The sequence below is a fragment of the Plantactinospora mayteni genome (assembly GCF_016862935.1).
Classification (GTDB): Bacteria; Actinomycetota; Actinomycetes; order Mycobacteriales; family Micromonosporaceae; genus Plantactinospora; species Plantactinospora mayteni.
In genome coordinates this window covers 109,558-124,863 of record NZ_BONX01000048.1, presented here as the reverse complement: position 1 = coordinate 124,863, position 15,306 = coordinate 109,558, and the positions used below count along the sequence as shown (strand labels likewise).

General features: G+C 73.1%; 14 protein-coding genes and 1 pseudogene. 3 read left to right on the top strand and 12 right to left on the bottom strand.

Annotated elements, in window-relative coordinates:
• Window positions 1-285: 285 nt before the first annotated feature.
• From Pma05_RS32015 to Pma05_RS31995, 5 genes are all read right to left on the bottom strand, one after another.
• Window positions 286-1,065 (bottom strand): hypothetical protein, encoded by a 780-nt coding sequence (locus tag Pma05_RS32015; protein ID WP_372441594.1) that lies wholly within the window; start codon window positions 1,063-1,065, stop codon window positions 286-288.
• Window positions 1,062-1,604 carry a hypothetical protein gene (locus Pma05_RS32010; protein WP_203861221.1) on the bottom strand — a complete coding sequence of 181 codons (543 nt, stop codon included), beginning with the start codon at window positions 1,602-1,604 and terminating at the stop codon, window positions 1,062-1,064. Before Pma05_RS32010 ends, Pma05_RS32015 begins: the two co-directional genes overlap by 4 nt.
• Window positions 1,605-1,919: 315 nt before the next feature.
• On the bottom strand, window positions 1,920-4,304 hold the full coding sequence (locus Pma05_RS32005; protein WP_203861220.1) for a sodium-translocating pyrophosphatase: 2,385 nt from the start codon (window positions 4,302-4,304) through the stop codon (window positions 1,920-1,922).
• 286 nt (window positions 4,305-4,590) lie between these two features.
• Window positions 4,591-5,028, bottom strand: a complete 438-nt coding sequence (locus Pma05_RS32000) for an ATP-binding protein (protein WP_203861219.1) — start codon at window positions 5,026-5,028, stop codon at window positions 4,591-4,593.
• A 43-nt stretch (window positions 5,029-5,071) separates the two neighbouring features.
• Entirely contained in the window at window positions 5,072-5,428 is a 357-nt protein-coding gene (locus Pma05_RS31995) for an STAS domain-containing protein (RefSeq protein WP_203861218.1), read from the bottom strand.
• A gap of 128 nt (window positions 5,429-5,556) precedes the next feature.
• Between Pma05_RS31995 and sftH the strand changes: the two genes are divergently transcribed.
• Complete coding sequence (gene sftH, locus Pma05_RS31990) at window positions 5,557-8,250, top strand: DEAD/DEAH box helicase (RefSeq protein WP_203861217.1); 2,694 nt, start codon at window positions 5,557-5,559, stop codon at window positions 8,248-8,250.
• Between the two features lie 128 nt (window positions 8,251-8,378).
• Entirely contained in the window at window positions 8,379-8,588 is a 210-nt protein-coding gene (locus Pma05_RS31985; RefSeq protein WP_203861216.1) for a hypothetical protein, read from the top strand.
• 71 nt (window positions 8,589-8,659) lie between these two features.
• Here the strand turns inward: Pma05_RS31985 and Pma05_RS31980 are convergent, their stop codons facing one another.
• Window positions 8,660-9,364, bottom strand: coding sequence for a glycoside hydrolase family 12 protein (locus tag Pma05_RS31980; protein ID WP_239313512.1), 705 nt, complete (start codon window positions 9,362-9,364; stop codon window positions 8,660-8,662).
• Window positions 9,365-9,929: 565 nt separating this feature from the next.
• Between Pma05_RS31980 and Pma05_RS42990 the strand changes: the two genes are divergently transcribed.
• The gene (locus Pma05_RS42990) at window positions 9,930-10,472 is read left to right on the top strand and encodes a hypothetical protein (RefSeq protein WP_239313547.1); all 543 of its coding nucleotides are present in this window, start codon (window positions 9,930-9,932) and stop codon (window positions 10,470-10,472) included.
• 378 nt (window positions 10,473-10,850) lie between these two features.
• Here the strand turns inward: Pma05_RS42990 and Pma05_RS42985 are convergent.
• The 6 genes and pseudogenes from Pma05_RS42985 to Pma05_RS31950 all read right to left on the bottom strand — a co-directional run.
• Window positions 10,851-11,318 (bottom strand): annotated as a pseudogene (locus Pma05_RS42985) (Rv3654c family TadE-like protein); the annotation flags it as partial.
• Window positions 11,315-11,683, bottom strand: coding sequence for a TadE family type IV pilus minor pilin (locus Pma05_RS31970; RefSeq protein WP_372441591.1), 369 nt, complete (start codon window positions 11,681-11,683; stop codon window positions 11,315-11,317). The pseudogene Pma05_RS42985 and the gene Pma05_RS31970, both read right to left, overlap by 4 nt.
• Complete coding sequence (locus tag Pma05_RS31965) at window positions 11,680-11,850, bottom strand: DUF4244 domain-containing protein (protein ID WP_203861214.1); 171 nt, start codon at window positions 11,848-11,850, stop codon at window positions 11,680-11,682. Before Pma05_RS31965 ends, Pma05_RS31970 begins: the two co-directional genes overlap by 4 nt.
• Window positions 11,851-11,871: 21 nt before the next feature.
• The gene (locus tag Pma05_RS31960) at window positions 11,872-12,627 is read right to left on the bottom strand and encodes a type II secretion system F family protein (RefSeq protein WP_372441593.1); all 756 of its coding nucleotides are present in this window, start codon (window positions 12,625-12,627) and stop codon (window positions 11,872-11,874) included.
• Window positions 12,628-12,791: 164 nt separating this feature from the next.
• A complete protein-coding gene (locus Pma05_RS44115; RefSeq protein WP_203861213.1) occupies window positions 12,792-13,958 on the bottom strand; it encodes a type II secretion system F family protein in 1,167 nt (388 codons plus the stop codon).
• A complete protein-coding gene (locus Pma05_RS31950) occupies window positions 13,955-15,184 on the bottom strand; it encodes a TadA family conjugal transfer-associated ATPase (RefSeq protein WP_203861212.1) in 1,230 nt (409 codons plus the stop codon). Before Pma05_RS31950 ends, Pma05_RS44115 begins: the two co-directional genes overlap by 4 nt.
• Between the last annotated feature and the right edge of the window lie 122 nt (window positions 15,185-15,306).

Here is a 15,306-nt window from a genome sequence, read left to right as displayed (position 1 = left end):
CCAGACGTCCAACGTAACGCGCTCCCCGACGGTGGAGTTGCGCGGCCCGCGAAGAGCACCGCTACGCTGCGGTGACACCGGGTGCAACAACACGGGACGGGCGGTCATGCCGGACGGCGACACCGTACACCCACGGGCGATCGGTGCGGGTCCAACCGGACGGATCATGCCCCACTCGGTGGGCCGCTAACCGGACTAACCGAACAAATCTGACTTCCGGCTGTCCGGGATACGACACCGGTCGATTCCTCCGGCCCTCGGGCGAGGTAACCCGATCGAGGGTACTCACGGCGGACCGCCCGGCCACTGGCCCGGCGGCGCGGTCGGCGGGCGGTCACCCACCAACTCCGCCAGCCGGGCCAGCCGGCGTCGCCCGGTGATCCGGTACGCCGGACCGCCGGCACCCGCGTCGAGCAGTACCGCCGGCAGGCCGATCGCGGCCAGCGCCGCGCCGACCGGCTCCCGGCACGCCTCGTCGGCGGCACCGAGCCGGAGTACGAAACCGAGCGGCTCGGGAGAACCGGCCGCCGCCGCCCAGAGCCGCAGCCGGGGCCCGGTCAGGAAGAAGTTGCCGGGCGGCCGTTTCACCGTGCCGCGCAGCCAGGCCCCGGCCAGCGGGGCGAGCAGGGTGCTGTAGGAGGTCTGCACCCCGTGCTGCTCCGCCACCCGACCCAGCCAGCTCGCGGTCAGCCCCCGGCGGGCCAGCTCGGCGACGAGTACGTGCACCCGCCAGGCGGCGTCCACCACGATGGTGATCCTGGCCGTGCCACCCATCCGGACCAGCTCGCCCGGCCCGGCCAGCAGCCCGGCGAGGTCACCGACGGACGGGTCGGCCGCCTCCACCCCGAACAGCGAGAGCTGCCGTACCGGCGGGGTGGCCAGAACCGGACCGCTGGTCGCATCCGCCGGGACTGCCGGAACCGGAGCATGGGGCTGGGGCGAGGGCTGGGGTGGAATGACGGCGGGCGGTTCCGGGACCGGTTCCGGGGGCGGGTCGGGTGGTTCGGGAGCGGTACCGGCCGGGTCGGTGGACTCGGCCGGTACGGGCGGGACGGGCGGCGTCAGCGACACTCCGGAACCTCGTCGAAGGCCCGCTTCAACTCCACCGAATCCAGCTCGCTGGTGTCGAGCGAGCTGGCGACGTACTCCTCGTTGAGGGTGTCGACCGCGGCATTGACGCCGTCGTAGAACTCGCTGGCCTGCCCGGTGCCGAGTGCCTCGATCGTCGCGCCGGCCCGGCCGTAGGCGTCCCGGACGGCGGTCAGCGAGGCGACGAAGCCCTTGGAGACCGCCTCACCCTTCTCGGCGTCCGGTACGCCGGCCGCCTCCACCTTCTGCCGGGCGGTCTCGCTGGCCTGTTCGGCACCTCGGAGCAGCCGGACCAGGTTCTCCTTGGCCTGCGCCGGACTGGTCTGCGCGGTCATCTGCTGCTGGGTGCTCCGGGTCAGCGTCCCGATCTCGGCCCGCCACGGGGCCAGTGCCGCGCAGACCGCGGCGGCCCAGGCCTGCGGGCTGGGTCCCCCGGCGCAGCCCCCGAGGAGCAGGGCGATCGTGCACAGGGCCGCCGTGAACCTTCCGGCGGATGCCGTGCGGGGGGTACGCATGCGTTGCAGCGTACGGGTTGGAGCCGGCTTCGCGAGGGGGGTAATCGGCCGAGCCGCCCCGGACCCGCCGTCGGACCGCCCGAACCGGCCCGGCGGCGCCGCAGCCAGGAGCACCCGAGCCGGTCAGCGGTGCCGCACGTCGTACCGCCCGGGCCGACCAGCGGCGGCGCCACGTTCGGACCGCCCAAGCCAGCCAGCGGTGCCGCACCTCGGACCGCCCGGGCCGGCCGGTGCCGGAGGCCGCCGTCGCCGCTGCGGAGAACGGACCCGGGCCCGTCGCATGCGCGACGGGCCCGGGTCGGGGGTTGTCCCGCCTCAGGCGTTGGCGGTCTGCGGCTGCTGGTCCGAGCTGCCGCCGCCGGCGCCTCCGGCACCCGGGTCGGAGTCCGACATCGCCACCGGCTTGCGCTTGCTGAACACCACCGCCGCCACGATGATCAGCGCCGCGGCGACCGCGACCCCGATCCGCAGCCCGGTGTTCTTGTCCTCGCCGACGCTCCAGGCCACCACGGCCGGGGCGATCAGCAGGGAGACCAGGTTCATCACCTTGAGCAGCGGGTTGATTGCCGGTCCGGCGGTGTCCTTGAACGGGTCACCGACCGTGTCGCCGATCACCGTGGCCTCGTGCGCGGGCGAGCCCTTACCGCCGAACGCGCCGTCCTCGACCAGCTTCTTGCTGTTGTCCCAGGCACCGCCCGAGTTGGCCAGGAAGACCGCCATCAGGGTGCCGGCCCCGATCGCACCGGCCAGGTACGCGGCCAGCGCACCCGGGCCGAGCCCGAAGCCGACCGCGATCGGCGCCAGGATGGCGAGCAGCCCCGGGGTCATCAGCTCGCGCTGTGCGTCCCGGGTGCAGATGTCGACCACCTTGCCGTACTCCGGCCGCTGGCTGTAATCCATGATCCCGGGCAGCTCGCGGAACTGCCGGCGTACCTCCATCACCACGGCACCGGCCGAGCGGGAGACCGCGTTGATGGCCAGACCGGAGAAGAGGAAGACGACCGCGGCACCGACGATCAGACCCACCAGGTTGCGCGGGTTGGCGACGTTGAGCAGCCCGTCGATCGACAGGTCGGAACCCGCGTCCCGGAGCGCCGTGCCGAGCGTGTCGGTGTACGACCCGAAGAGCGCGGTGGCGGCGAGCACCGCCGTGGCGATCGCGATGCCCTTGGTGATCGCCTTGGTGGTGTTGCCGACCGCGTCCAGCTCGGTGAGCGTACGCGCGCCCTGCTCGTCGATGTCGCCGGACATCTCGGCGATGCCCTGCGCGTTGTCGGAGATCGGCCCGAAGGTGTCCATCGCGACGATCACGCCGACCGTGGTGAGCAGACCGGTACCGGCCAGCGCCACCGCGAAGAGCGAGAGCGTGAGCGAGCCGCCACCGAGCAGGAACGCACCGAAGACCCCGGCGCCGATCAGCAGCGCGGAGTAGACCGCCGACTCCAGCCCGACGCTGATCCCGGCGAGTACCACGGTGGCCGGGCCGGTCAGCGACGACTTGCCGATGTCCTGCACCGGCCGCCGGTTGGTCTCGGTGAAGTAGCCGGTCAGCGCCTGGATGGCAGCGGCCAGCACGATGCCGATCACCACGGCGCCGATGGCGAGGATCCGCGGGTCGATCGGCTCGGCCGCACCCTCGGCGAGGCCGAGCGTGGCCCGCCAGCCGTCGCCGAGCAGCCCGGCCCAGGTGGCCGGCAGGTAGACGAAGGACATCACCGCGACCAGGATCGCCGAGACCGCCGCGGAGGCGTAGAACGCCCGGTTGATCGCGGTGAGCCCGGACCGGTCGCCGGCCCGCAGCCGGGTGATGAACACCCCGAGGATGGCGATGAGTACGCCGATGGTGGAGACGATCAGCGGGAAGACCAGCCCGTGCTCGCCGAACGCCGCCCGGCCGAGGATCAGCGCGGCTACCAGGGTGACGGCGTACGACTCGAACAGGTCGGCCGCCATACCGGCGCAGTCACCGACGTTGTCGCCCACGTTGTCGGCGATGGTCGCCGCGTTGCGCGGGTCGTCCTCCGGGATGCCCTGCTCGACCTTGCCGACCAGGTCGGCGCCGACGTCGGCGGCCTTGGTGAAGATGCCGCCGCCGACCCGCATGAACATGGCGAGCAGCGCGGCACCGAAGCCGAAGCCCTCCAGCACGGTCGGCGCGTCACCCCGGTAGATCAGGACGACCGCCGCCGCCCCGACCAGGCCGAGGCCGACGGTGAGGAAGCCGACGACGCCACCGGTGCGGAACGCGATCTGCATCGCCGCTTCCCGGCCGCCCTGGTGCTCGCGGGCGGCGGCGGCGACCCGCAGGTTGGCCCGGGTGGCCAGGGCCATGCCGGCGCCACCGATGAACGCGCTGAACAGGGCACCGACCACGAAGAAGCCGGAGCGGCCGATCTTCACCAGCGTCTCGCTGCCGTCGGTGTCGTGCACCGGCAGCAGGAAGAGCAGGATCACGGCGACCACGACGAAGATGCCGAGGGTACGGAACTGGCGCAGCAGGTAGGCCGAGGCCCCCTCCTGCACGGCTCCGGCGATCTCCTGCATCTTCTCGGTGCCCTTGCCGGTCGACAGCACGGCCTTGGTCAGCGCGCCGGCGAAGCCGAGCGCCACCAGGGCGATAACTGCCGCGACGACGACGTACGTGAGGTTCTCGCCGCCGAGGGACAGCCCGCCACCATCGGCGGCCATATAGTGGGACATCTATGTCCTCCTGTACCGAACACTCGCGCCGGGCCGGCGGACGAACCGGCCAGACGTCTCCACGCGTGGAGCGACAATTCGCAAGCGTTCCGCCGACCCACGGCACCCGCGATCGGCGATGCTCCCCCACCCACAGGAGCGGGACCAGCACACTTGCTGATAACCCCGGGTACTCTAGCGGTCCGTCGTGTTGGAGGTCACACAGAGGACCCACCCGGTCGCGATGATCTTCGTCGCTGTGTTAGCCGCGCGGTTCTGGTAATGCGGGTGCCGGCGAGAATCCGGGCTACCGCCCGAGCGGCCAGGCCATCCGGACCTCGGTGCCGACACCCTCGTCGACGGGACGCACCTGGAGGTCCTCGACAAAGCCCGCGAGCAGGGCAAACCCGACACCCACCGTCAGGGCCTCGTCGGTCAGCGACTCGTCGGCCAGCTCGTCCGGGGGCAGCGCGGCCAACCCCAACCCGGCCTCGATCGGCGCCCGGTCGATCACCCGCACCGTGTACGCCGGACCGTCCGACATCTCGACCAGCACCAGATCGCGCAGCCCGTACTGCCGGTGCAGGGCGACCGCCCGCGCACAGGCCTCACCGATCGCCAGCCGTACCTCGTCGAGCAGTTCCTCGGGTACGCCGGCCCGCCGGGCCACCGCGACCCCGACCAACCGGGCGGTACGGACGTGGACCGGGGCCGGAGTGAAGGAGAGCCTGACCCTCGACATCACGCGTCGACCGTCGACATCAGGCAGCGGCATCGGCATCTCGACATCAGGCATCGGCACCGGAGGACTCGGCCGACGTGGCGGCGTCCAGCGTGGGGTAGATCGGGAAGACCTGGTCGAGGGCGGTGATCCGGAAGATCTTGAGCAGCGGCTCCTTGTCGCAGACCAGCCCGAAAGTCCCGCCGACCGGACGCAGCCGCTTGAGCGCCCCCACCAGCACGCCGAGACCGGTCGAGTCGAGGAAGTCCACCCGACCCAGGTCCACGACGATCGCCCGGGACCCGCCGTCGATCAGCTCGACCAGACGTTCGCGCAGTCGCGGGGCGGTGTAGACGTCGACCTCGCCGCCGACCTCCAACACCGTGTGCTCACCGATGGCGCGGGTCGTCAGCGACAGATCCATCAGTCCTCCTCTGACCGGCCAGGAACGCTCCTGGGCATCTAACCATCGACCAGCGGACCGCGCAGCGACGGCGGAACGACCGCTACCCGACCTTCCGACGCACGTACGAGAGTGCGAGAGTGCAGGGCGTGACGTTCCCAGCAACAGTATCGGCCGGTGCCGGTGCCGAGGGCTCCCGCCCGACCGGTCGTCCTGGTGCGGGTGAGCTGCTGGACCTGCTGCGCGCCCGGACGCACGGCGGCGCGGCCGGCACCCCGGTCACGCACGTCGAACGGGTACCGGCCCGCCCCGGCACCGTGGCCGACTGGCCGGAGTGGGTACCGGCGGAGCTGCGCGCGGCCCTCGCCGGGCAGGGCGTGGTCGCGCCGTGGCGGCACCAGGCCGAGGCGGCCGGGCACGCGTACGCCGGTCGGCACGTCGTGGTCGCCACCGGCACCGCGTCGGGAAAGTCACTCGCGTACCAGCTCCCGGCGCTGGCCACGCTGCTCGCCGACCCCCGGGCCACCGCGCTCTACCTCGCCCCGACCAAGGCACTCGCCGCCGACCAGCTCCGGTCCGTCGCCACACTCGACCTCGACGGGGTACGACCGGCGTGTTACGACGGCGACACCCCGCGCGCCGAGCGGGACTGGATCCGGGCGCACTCCCGGTTCGTGCTGACCAACCCGGACATGCTGCACCACGGCATCCTGCCCGGGCACGCGAAGTGGTCCGCCTTCCTGCGCCGACTGGCCTTCGTGGTGGTCGACGAGTGCCACACCTACCGGGGCGTCTTCGGGTCGCACGTGGCACACGTACTGCGCCGGCTGCGACGGCAGGCCGCGCGCTATCCGGGTACCCCCAGGTCGGTGCCGGGGCAGCGGGGCGCGACCGGCGGTCCCGGGTCGACGCCGGACGGGCCGGTCTTCGTGCTGGCCTCGGCGACCTCGGGCGACCCGGCCGCGGCGGCCGAGCGGTTGACCGGGCTGCCGGTCACGGCGGTCACCGAGGACACCGCGCCGCGCGGCGGGTTGACCTTCGCGCTCTGGGAACCGCCGCTGCTGCCACCGTCGCAGTCGGACGGCCCGACCCCGGCCGCCCTCGCCGAACCGCTACCGGCGGGCGCCGGGCTCGACGCCACGCCGGCCCGGCCGATGCTTGGCGATGGGCTCGACGCCACGCCGGCCCGGTCGACGCCCAGCGACGGGCTCGACGCCGCACCGGCCCGGTCGATGCTTGGCGATGGGCTCGACGCCACGCCGGCCCGGTTGACGCCCAGCGACGGGCTCGACGCCGCACCGGTCCGGTTGGCGCGTGGCGATGGGCTCGACGCCGCGCCGGTTCGCCGCTCCGCGCTGCGGGAGACCGCCGACCTGCTCAGTGACACGGTCGCGGCCGGGGTGCGGACGCTGGCCTTCGTCCGGTCCCGGCGCGGGGCCGAGGTGATCGCCACCACCGCCCGGCGCTCGCTGGACGAGGCCGTGCCCGGACTGGGCGCGCGGGTCGCCGCCTACCGGTCCGGCTACCTGCGCGAGGAGCGCCGCTCGCTGGAGCAGGCGTTGCTCGGTGGTGACCTGCTCGGGCTCGCCTCGACCAGCGCGCTGGAACTCGGCGTCGACCTGGTCGGCCTGGACGCCGTGCTGATCTGCGGATATCCCGGCACCCGGGCCTCGCTCTGGCAGCAGGCGGGCCGGGCCGGGCGGTCCGGCCGGGAGGCGCTGGCGGTACTGGTGGCCCGGGACGACCCGCTGGACACCTATCTGGTACACCACCCGGCGGCGCTGTTCGGCCGGCCCGTCGAGGCGACCGTGCTCGACCCGGCCAACCCGTACGTGCTCGGGCCGCAGCTCTGCTGCGCGGCGGCCGAGTCCCCGCTGACCCCGGCCGACCTGGAACTCTTCGGCGAGGGGGCGAAGGAGGCGGTCGAGGCGCTGGTGGCCGCCGGCGCGCTCCGGCACCGCCCGACCGGCTGGTACTGGCGGCACAGCGGGCGGCCCGAGGTGGACCTGCGCGGCACCGGCGGCGCGCCGGTGGACGTGGTCGAGTCGTCGACCGGCCGGCTGCTCGGCACCGTCGACCCGGCGTCGTCGCACTTCCAGGTCCATCCCGGCGCGGTCTACCTGCACCAGGGCGTGTCGTACGTGGTGGACGCCCTCGATCTCGACGACGGGTGCGCGCTGGTGCACGCCGAGGAGCCGGACTGGTCCACCCATCCCCGGGACGTCACCTCGCTCTCCGTCGTCTCGGTCCGCTCCTATCTCGACGCCGGCCCGGTCGGGATGTTCCTCGGCGAGGTCGACGTGACCAGCCAGGTGGTGTCGTACCAGCGCCGCCGGCTCGCCTCCGGCGAGGTGCTGGCCACCCTGCCGCTGGACCTGCCCGCCCGGGAACTGCGTACGGTCGCGGTCTGGTTCACGGTCTCGCCGGAGTCGCTGGCGGCGGCCGGCGTGGAGGCGGCCGAGATGCCGGGCGCGCTGCACGCGGCCGAGCACGCCGCGATCGGGCTGCTGCCGCTGGTCGCCACCTGCGACCGCTGGGACATCGGCGGCCTCTCCACGGCCAACCATCCGGACACCGAGGCGCCGACGGTCTTCGTCTACGACGGGCACCCGGGCGGTGCGGGCTTCGCCGAGCGGGCGTACAGGGCGGCGTCGGAGTGGCTGTCGGCGACCCGGGACGCGATCGCCGAGTGCGGCTGCGAGGCCGGCTGCCCGTCCTGCGTGCAGTCCCCGAAGTGCGGAAACGGCAACTATCCGCTGGCCAAGCCGGAGGCTGTCCGGGTCCTCGACGTGGTACTCGACAACCTGGCCAGGGTGGCTCCGGCACAGCCCGCCGGCACCTGATCGCGGGACCGATCGCGGGACGGATCGCGGACTGATCGCGGATAGTCGGTATTCGCATGCATGGATCTATGAGGATCTGGTTACGTTACGCTGGGAGCGCTTCCACGGATCCGCCTGAGGAGGACGTCGTGGCCGACACCATCGCCGAGACCGTCGAACTGCTGTACACCATCGACCAGGCACACCTGACCGTTGACCAGCAGATCGCGCTCTCGCAGGCGTACGCGGCACTGGCCCAGGCAGAACGCCTGGACCAGATCCACCAGATGCTGCACAGCATCCACCAGGTGCTGAACAGTTGGGCGGTACGCCGGGCCACCGAGGGCAGCATCCGCTGAGGGCGCGGGAGGGGGCCCTTCCCGGGATACCTCTCCGGGAGAGGGCCCCTTCCGGACAGCCGAGGGTGCGGTCAGCCGGAGACCGAGAAGCTGTTGGTGACGAAGTCCCGGCCGCCGGCAGACGAGGTGATCTCGTAGCCGAGCTGGACGTCCCCGATCGTGACGTCACCGAACCAGCCCCGGTCGCGGATCCAGGTGGCGATGCCCCGCACGTCGACCGTGCCGGAGTTGGTGTTGCTGGTCCGGATGAACGAGTAGACCTGGTTGGACCCGTTCGAGCCGCGATAGATGTCCCAGGTGTGCCCGCCGACCGATGCCCTGACCTGGAAACTGCCGAGCGGGCCGACCGGCCCGTACTTGTTCATCCAGAGCATGATCTCGTGCGCGTGGTCGGTGGTCCAGATGTCGTACGCCGTGGTGTAGGCGATGCCGCTGCCGCTGGTCGGTACCGTCACGTTGAAGCTGCTGGTGACGTTGCCGAGGGCGCTCACCCGGCGCCCGATGTACCGGGTCGCGTTCGGGTACGCCTTGATCCCGCCGGTGTTCGGGTGGTTGGCCCAGACTCCCCAGTTGCTCGGCGAGTTGGCCCAGATTGTCTGCGGGCCGTACCCCGAGCCCCAGATGTTGTTGTAGAGCGTGTACCCGCCACTGGACCAGGTGCCCCAGCGGTCACTGGAACTCCAGACAGCGGCCTGGACGGGCGCGGGTACGGCGGTGACGGTCAGTACGACGGCGAGCGCGAACGCGCCGATCGCCAGACGTGCGGTGCGCAGCACGATGACCTCCTTGTCGGCCCGGCGCCGACGGGACGGACGCCGGGATAGCCGGAGCAGTCGAGGGCTCGACTGCGGCCTGGAGATGACGCGCGCGACATCGCTCACCGAAAATTTAGTTTTGGATCCAAACTAAGTCAATAGATACCCACCGATCACAATCGGGTGAAGCCGCGCCCTTCGTGATCACATTGACACCCTCGAATCTCCGCCGCATAGGTTTAGCTTCTCTCACGCTCAGTCATCGCCGCTGGTCCGGTCCGCACACCCAGCGTCGCCCGCACGTCGTCCAGGATGTCGTCCGGCCCCATCCCGACGTCCGGCAGATGTTCCCGACCCCTACCGGGCGGCCGGGGGCGACCTGGACACCCGAGTCGTTATCGGCCGCCCGGTCGTAACGCCTCTGGTGTCCAGGCGTCGGAGGCGGGAGGACGGCGAAGGGTTGCGGTGGGCCGGCGATCCGTGTTCCCGTCCAGCTTTCGCGAACCGGGCTCTGACCGCCGCCGACCGAACCTGCACCGCCGATTCACGCTCGCGGGGCGGTGCCCCGAACGGCTACCGTCGGCACATGTCCGCCCCGGCACGCCGGTACCGCTACATCGGACCCGCCGACATCCGGGCCGCGATCCGCCCGGCCGGTGCCGGGTACCGGGTCACCTGCCTGGCGGACTTCACGCGCTGGGTGTCGTCGGTGGCCGAACCGGAGCTGGCCGAACCCGTCAGCTATGTGGTCGACCTGACCGGCGTACTGCGGCTGGCGCCCCGGCGCAGTGAGCACGTCGCCTGCGCCGAGGGGCAGGACGTACTCGGCGCCGGAGAGGTCGCCTTCGTGCACGAGCGGGCCGGCGGACCGAAACCTTCCTCCGGTCACTGGGTCGTCGGTTACGTCAGCAACCAGTCGACCGGCTACTGCCCCGACCTCGACTCCTGGCCGGCGGTGGCCTCGGCACTCGACCGGGCCGGCCTGCCGCACCCGGACGCTTTCACGGCCGGCCTGGTCTTCCGCCGCTGCCCGGACTGCGGGTTGTGCAACGTGGTGCGGGACGGCGATTTCAGCTGCGTCGCCTGCGCCGCCGACCTGCCTCGACAGTGGAACGTCGACCGGAGTTGACGATCTCTCCGCTCTAAAACTGAAGGGCGGAGCACTGGCCCCGCGTCCCGGTAGCCGAGCTGAAGGAAGCGGCCGAGCAGATGATGCTCTCGCACATGCACCCGGCGGCAGTGTGTGCCGTACCCGAGCAGGGTCCGGGTCGTCTCGGCCACGGCGGCCGGGTTGTCCCGCCGAGACGAGGGTGTCCGGATGATCCTCGCCGACGCTACGGCCGGCGCTGTGCAACGCCGCGCCGACCGACGCCCGGACCACCTCGATCTGCGGCAGGGGGTGCTGATCTCCTCGACCGACGCGCTGGCCGCTTCGGGTCAGCGCGTCAGATGCAGGCCGATCACCGGGCCGTTCGCCGAGTTGTCGATCGGGCTGGTCCCCGCCGTCGCGGACCGGTCCGGCTCGGGCTGTCGCCCGGGCCACCCTGGTCAGCCCGGGTAGTGGTTCGACCGTGACCTCGGCGGTGACCTGAAGGTCGAATCCGTCGAGCGTGCAGCCGGTGATCCGGGCGCTGTTGGCGGCGGCGATGTCCGCCGCCCGGGCACAGGCCCGATCCGGACCGTCCAGCGCATGGGCTGCGCCGGCGAGCGCGCCGAGGTCAGCCGCGACCCGGGCCTGGTGCCGGGCCACCCGGGCGGCCCCGATCGCCGCTGCGCCAAGGCTGAACACCACCAGTACCAGGCCCACGCCGAGCAGCCACAGGGTGCCGCTGCCCCGATCGGATCCACCGCAGTGCTGGATCGGCCGGCAACCTCGCCCATCAAGACGCCGAACAGTTCGTCGGCACCGAGCCCGGACTCGCCGAGTCCAGTCGAGCCCGGGACGGGCCCGGGTCGCGATGTGGTGGGTCGTCATGACGACGGCTCCGGTGCGCCCGGTTCGACCGCCGCCACCGCGATCGCGCTCACCGTCAACCGGGGCAACCGCGCACCCAGAGCGCGCACCGGTGCCCGTACGGTCGCCACCACCTTGTCGCCGTTCACCGAGACCGACACCACCGCGCCCGGTGGAGCGGCCCGGGCACCGGCCGGTACTCCCGGGGCACCGCGGGAGGCAGCCAGGGCCGCCTCCCGCGCCGCATCCACGCACTGCCCCTTGATGGTCACCGCGTTCACGGCGGTGAGCCCGGCGAGCAGCAACAACAGCAGCGCCGGCAGGCCGGCCGCCAACTCGGCGGTGAACGAGCCCCGGTCGCGGTCGCCCGGCCAGCGCCGGATCACGACAGGGCCCGGTCGATCACGCTCGCCAGTGCGGCCTGCACCCGGCCAGAGGTGAGTACCTTCAGCAGGATTCCGGCGAAGGCGACGGCGGCGAGGGTGCCGACGGCGTACTCGGCGGTGTTCATCCCGGCCTCGCCGCGGAGCCGGGCGGTCAACTTGCGCAGCATAAAGTTCCCTTCTCGGATCGGTCACAGCACGTCGCCGAGGACGGCGACGATCACCGGCACCAGGCCGGCGAGAATGAAGGCGGGCAGGAAACACAGGCCGAGCGGCAACACGATCAGCACACCGGCCCGCCGGGCCGCCGCCTCGGCACCGGTCACCCGGTCGGCCCGCAGGTCGTCCGCGAGTCGGGTCAACGCTCCGGCCAGCGCCGCCCCACTCGCCGAGGAGCGGACCGCCGCAGACGTCAGCCGCTCGGCGCCCGGCACCGGCCCGAGGCGCACCCACGCCTCCTCGGGCGTACCGCCGAGCCGGAGGGTCCGGCCGACCTCGGTGAGCCGCTCGCCCAGTGGGCCGGCGAGCGCCTCCGCGACCGCGCAAACGGCCCGGTCGACCGGTGCGCCGGCCCGTAGTGCCGCCGCTAGCAGGTCAGCGGCGAGCGGCAGGTCGGCTGACTCGCGCAGCCGACGCCGCCGAACGGCCGCTGGTTCGAGCCGTCTGAGCAACCGGTCGAGGCCGACCGCCGTCGCCACTCCGAGCAGTACGCCGAGCCAGCCGCCGAGCAGGACTCCGGCCGCCAGCCCGGCCAACCCCGCAGCGAACCGGATGAGGTCGATCCGGCCCGACCAGCCCGGCCGGCTGTCGTCCCGTCCGCGCCGGGCCACGTTGGAGCCGCGCCGCCTCTGGTCCGGCCCGCGTCCCGGGTGTCGGTCGCCGCGCTCGTCCAGCTCGTGAAGCGCGGGGATCGTGGCGTGGCGCGATCGGCGACCGGTCGGCCTCAGGGGCTGCCGCATAACGTCCGGGGAGGCGGCCGCCCGAGCGGACAGCCCGGCGGGGTCGAGCGCGGAGAGCCGCCGTCGGGACGACCGTCGGGCGGGCACCCCCACCAGTGCCAGCAGCAGGGCGAGACCGGTCAGAACTCCCGGGACCAGGATCCGCACCGTCGTCAGCGCCCCGAGGTGGCGACGGACGCGAATTCACCAGACCCACCGACCCCGCCACCGAAGCCGTCAACCTCGCCAGCCCTGCCAGCCCTGCCACCGAAGTCGTCAACCTCGTCAACCTCGCCAGCCTTGCCGGCTCTGCCACCGAAACCGTCGACTTCGCCAGCCCCGCCAGCTCTGCCACCGAAGTAGTCAACCTCGCCAGCCCTGCCAGCTCTGCTATCGAACCCGTCGATCTCGCCGGCCTCATCGGCCAACCTGCCGGCTTCACCAGCTAACCCGTGGAGCCCATCGCCGAACCTGTCGGTCGCGTCGGTCGTGCCGCCAGCCTTGTCGGCCCGGTCGCCATCGCTGTCGAGCCGGTCGGCGCGGCCGGCGCCACTGAGCCGACCTGCCCAGAGCAGGCCCACGAGTTGCAGGACGATGGCGCCGACCGCGCAGGCGGCACCGATCGGGGTGTGCAACAGGATCTCCAGCGGATCGACGCCGATGCCGTAGCCCAGGGCGATGCCGCCGGCCGGCAGCCCCGCCAGCAACCAGGCGGTGGCACGTGCGCCGGCCGCCTGCGCCTCGGCTGCGGCCAGCCCTCGATCCATCGCCCGCGCGTCGGCCTCGATCCGCTCCACCAGGTCGGCCAGGGGCGCGCCGGTCTGCTCGGCGAGGCGTACCGCTGCCCGGGCCAGACCGGCCAGTCGGTCCGAGCCGCCGGCCGCCACCATCACGGTCGACGGTGGCAGCCCGGCGCGCAGGTCGGCGGCGAGGCCGCAGAGTGCGTCGAGTTGGCGGCGATGTGCCCGCTCGGCAGAGCGGCTGGCCCGACGGCGGAGCAGGCCGCGTACTGCCAGGCCGGTGTAGACGGCGACGGCGAACGCCGCCACCGGGCCACCGGCGAGGATTCCAACGATGCCGCCCAGCGCAGCACCGACGGCCACGCCCCGCCAGGGCGGCACCGAGGCCAGCAGCCGATCCAGTGCGGTCGACCAGGACACCCGTGAACTCGCCGAGTCGCTCTCTGTCGGCCGGCCTCCCGGGTCGGGCCGCCGAGCGGTCTCCACGGCGTGGCGCCCGCCGATCACCGCCCGGCGCCGGGCCCGAACGCGGCCGACCGGCCAGCCGACCAGCACCGCCGCGCCGGCCAGACAGGCGCCCGCCAACCACCAGGCCGTCACGGCGTACCCCGGGTGATCTCCCGCCGGCCCGGCGAGGACTGCGGCCAGGAGCGGGACGCCGCGTCCAGCAGGGGTGGCACCGGCACTCCCCGCTCGGCGAGCAGTGCGGCCAGTGCCGGGGCGGCTGGCCCGAGACCCCGATCCCGACGCCAGGCCGGTACGACGGTGACCAGCCGCTCCGGACCCGCCGGCAGCAACAGGCAGACCGCCTCCAACACCCGTCCCGTCGACGCGCGACGGACCTGGAGCAGTACCTGGAGCGCGGCGGCCACCTGAGCGTGCAGGGCCGGCCGGGGCAGCCCGCCGAGCAGACCGAGTGCCTCCAGCCGGGCCGGTACGTCGGCCGGAGTGTTGGCGTGCAGGGTGCCCGCCCCGCCGTCGTGCCCGGTGTTCAGGGCGGAGAGCAGGTCGACCACCTCGGCGCCCCGGCACTCGCCGACCACCAGCCGGTCGGGACGCATCCGCAGGGCCTGCCGCACCAGGTCGCTCAGCCCGACCGAACCGGCACCCTCCACGTTGGACGTCCTGGCCTGGAGGCCGACCACGTGTGGGTGCAGCGGGCGCAGTTCGGCGGCATCCTCGACCAGCACGATCCGTTCGGTCGGCGGCACCAGGCCGAGCAGCGTGTTCAGCAGGGTCGTCTTGCCCGACCCGGTCCCGCCGACGACCAGGTAGGCGAGCCGGGCGGCGACCACCGCCGCGAGCAGCGTGGCGGCGGCGCGGGGCAGGGTGCCGTGGCGTACCAGGTCGTCGAGGGTGAACGGGCGCTGGCGGAAGGTACGCAACGAGAGGTACGGCCCGCTGGTCGCCACCGGTGGCAGTACGGCGTGCAGCCGGGTGCCGTCCGGCAGCCGCGCGTCGACGTACGGGCTGCCCTCGTCCAGCCGTCGGCCGCAGGCGGCGGCGAGCCGCTGGGCGAGCCGGCGTACCTCGTCGGGGCCGCCGAGCGGCACCGACACCGAAGACAGCCCGGTGCCCCGGTCGACCCAGACCTTGGCGCCGTTCACCAGCACGTCGGTAACCTGGTCGTCGGCGAGCAGGGGCGTCAGCGGGCCGGCACCGACCAGGTCGTGGTGCACCCGGGTGGCCATCCGCAGCACGGTGGTGTCGCCGAGGACGGCGGCGCCGGGCTCGGCACGTACCGCCGCGACGACGGCGGCCGGGGTCACCGTCGTCCCCTCGGCGGCGAACCGGCGCCGGACCCGGGCGGCGAGATCGTGCCTCATGACCCGGCCGCCTCGATGCGGGCGACCCGACTCGGGACGGTGTTCGTGCGGCCGATCCGACTCGGGGCCGCGTCAGTGCGGGCGGGCCAACCCTGGGGCGCGTCGGTGCGGGCGGGCCGAGC

Excerpts from the sequence above, each read along its gene's own strand:
- Pma05_RS32010 (WP_203861221.1), bottom strand. The coding sequence starts at position 1,604 with ATGCGTACCCCCCGCACGGCATCCGCCGGAAGGTTCACGGCGGCCCTG.
- Pma05_RS32005 (WP_203861220.1), bottom strand. The coding sequence starts at position 4,304 with ATGTCCCACTATATGGCCGCCGATGGTGGCGGGCTGTCCCTCGGCGGC.
- Pma05_RS31995 (WP_203861218.1), bottom strand. The coding sequence starts at position 5,428 with ATGGATCTGTCGCTGACGACCCGCGCCATCGGTGAGCACACGGTGTTG.
- Pma05_RS42990 (WP_239313547.1), top strand. The coding sequence starts at position 9,930 with ATGTCCGCCCCGGCACGCCGGTACCGCTACATCGGACCCGCCGACATC.
- Pma05_RS31965 (WP_203861214.1), bottom strand. The coding sequence starts at position 11,850 with ATGCTGCGCAAGTTGACCGCCCGGCTCCGCGGCGAGGCCGGGATGAAC.
- Pma05_RS31950 (WP_203861212.1), bottom strand. The coding sequence starts at position 15,184 with ATGAGGCACGATCTCGCCGCCCGGGTCCGGCGCCGGTTCGCCGCCGAG.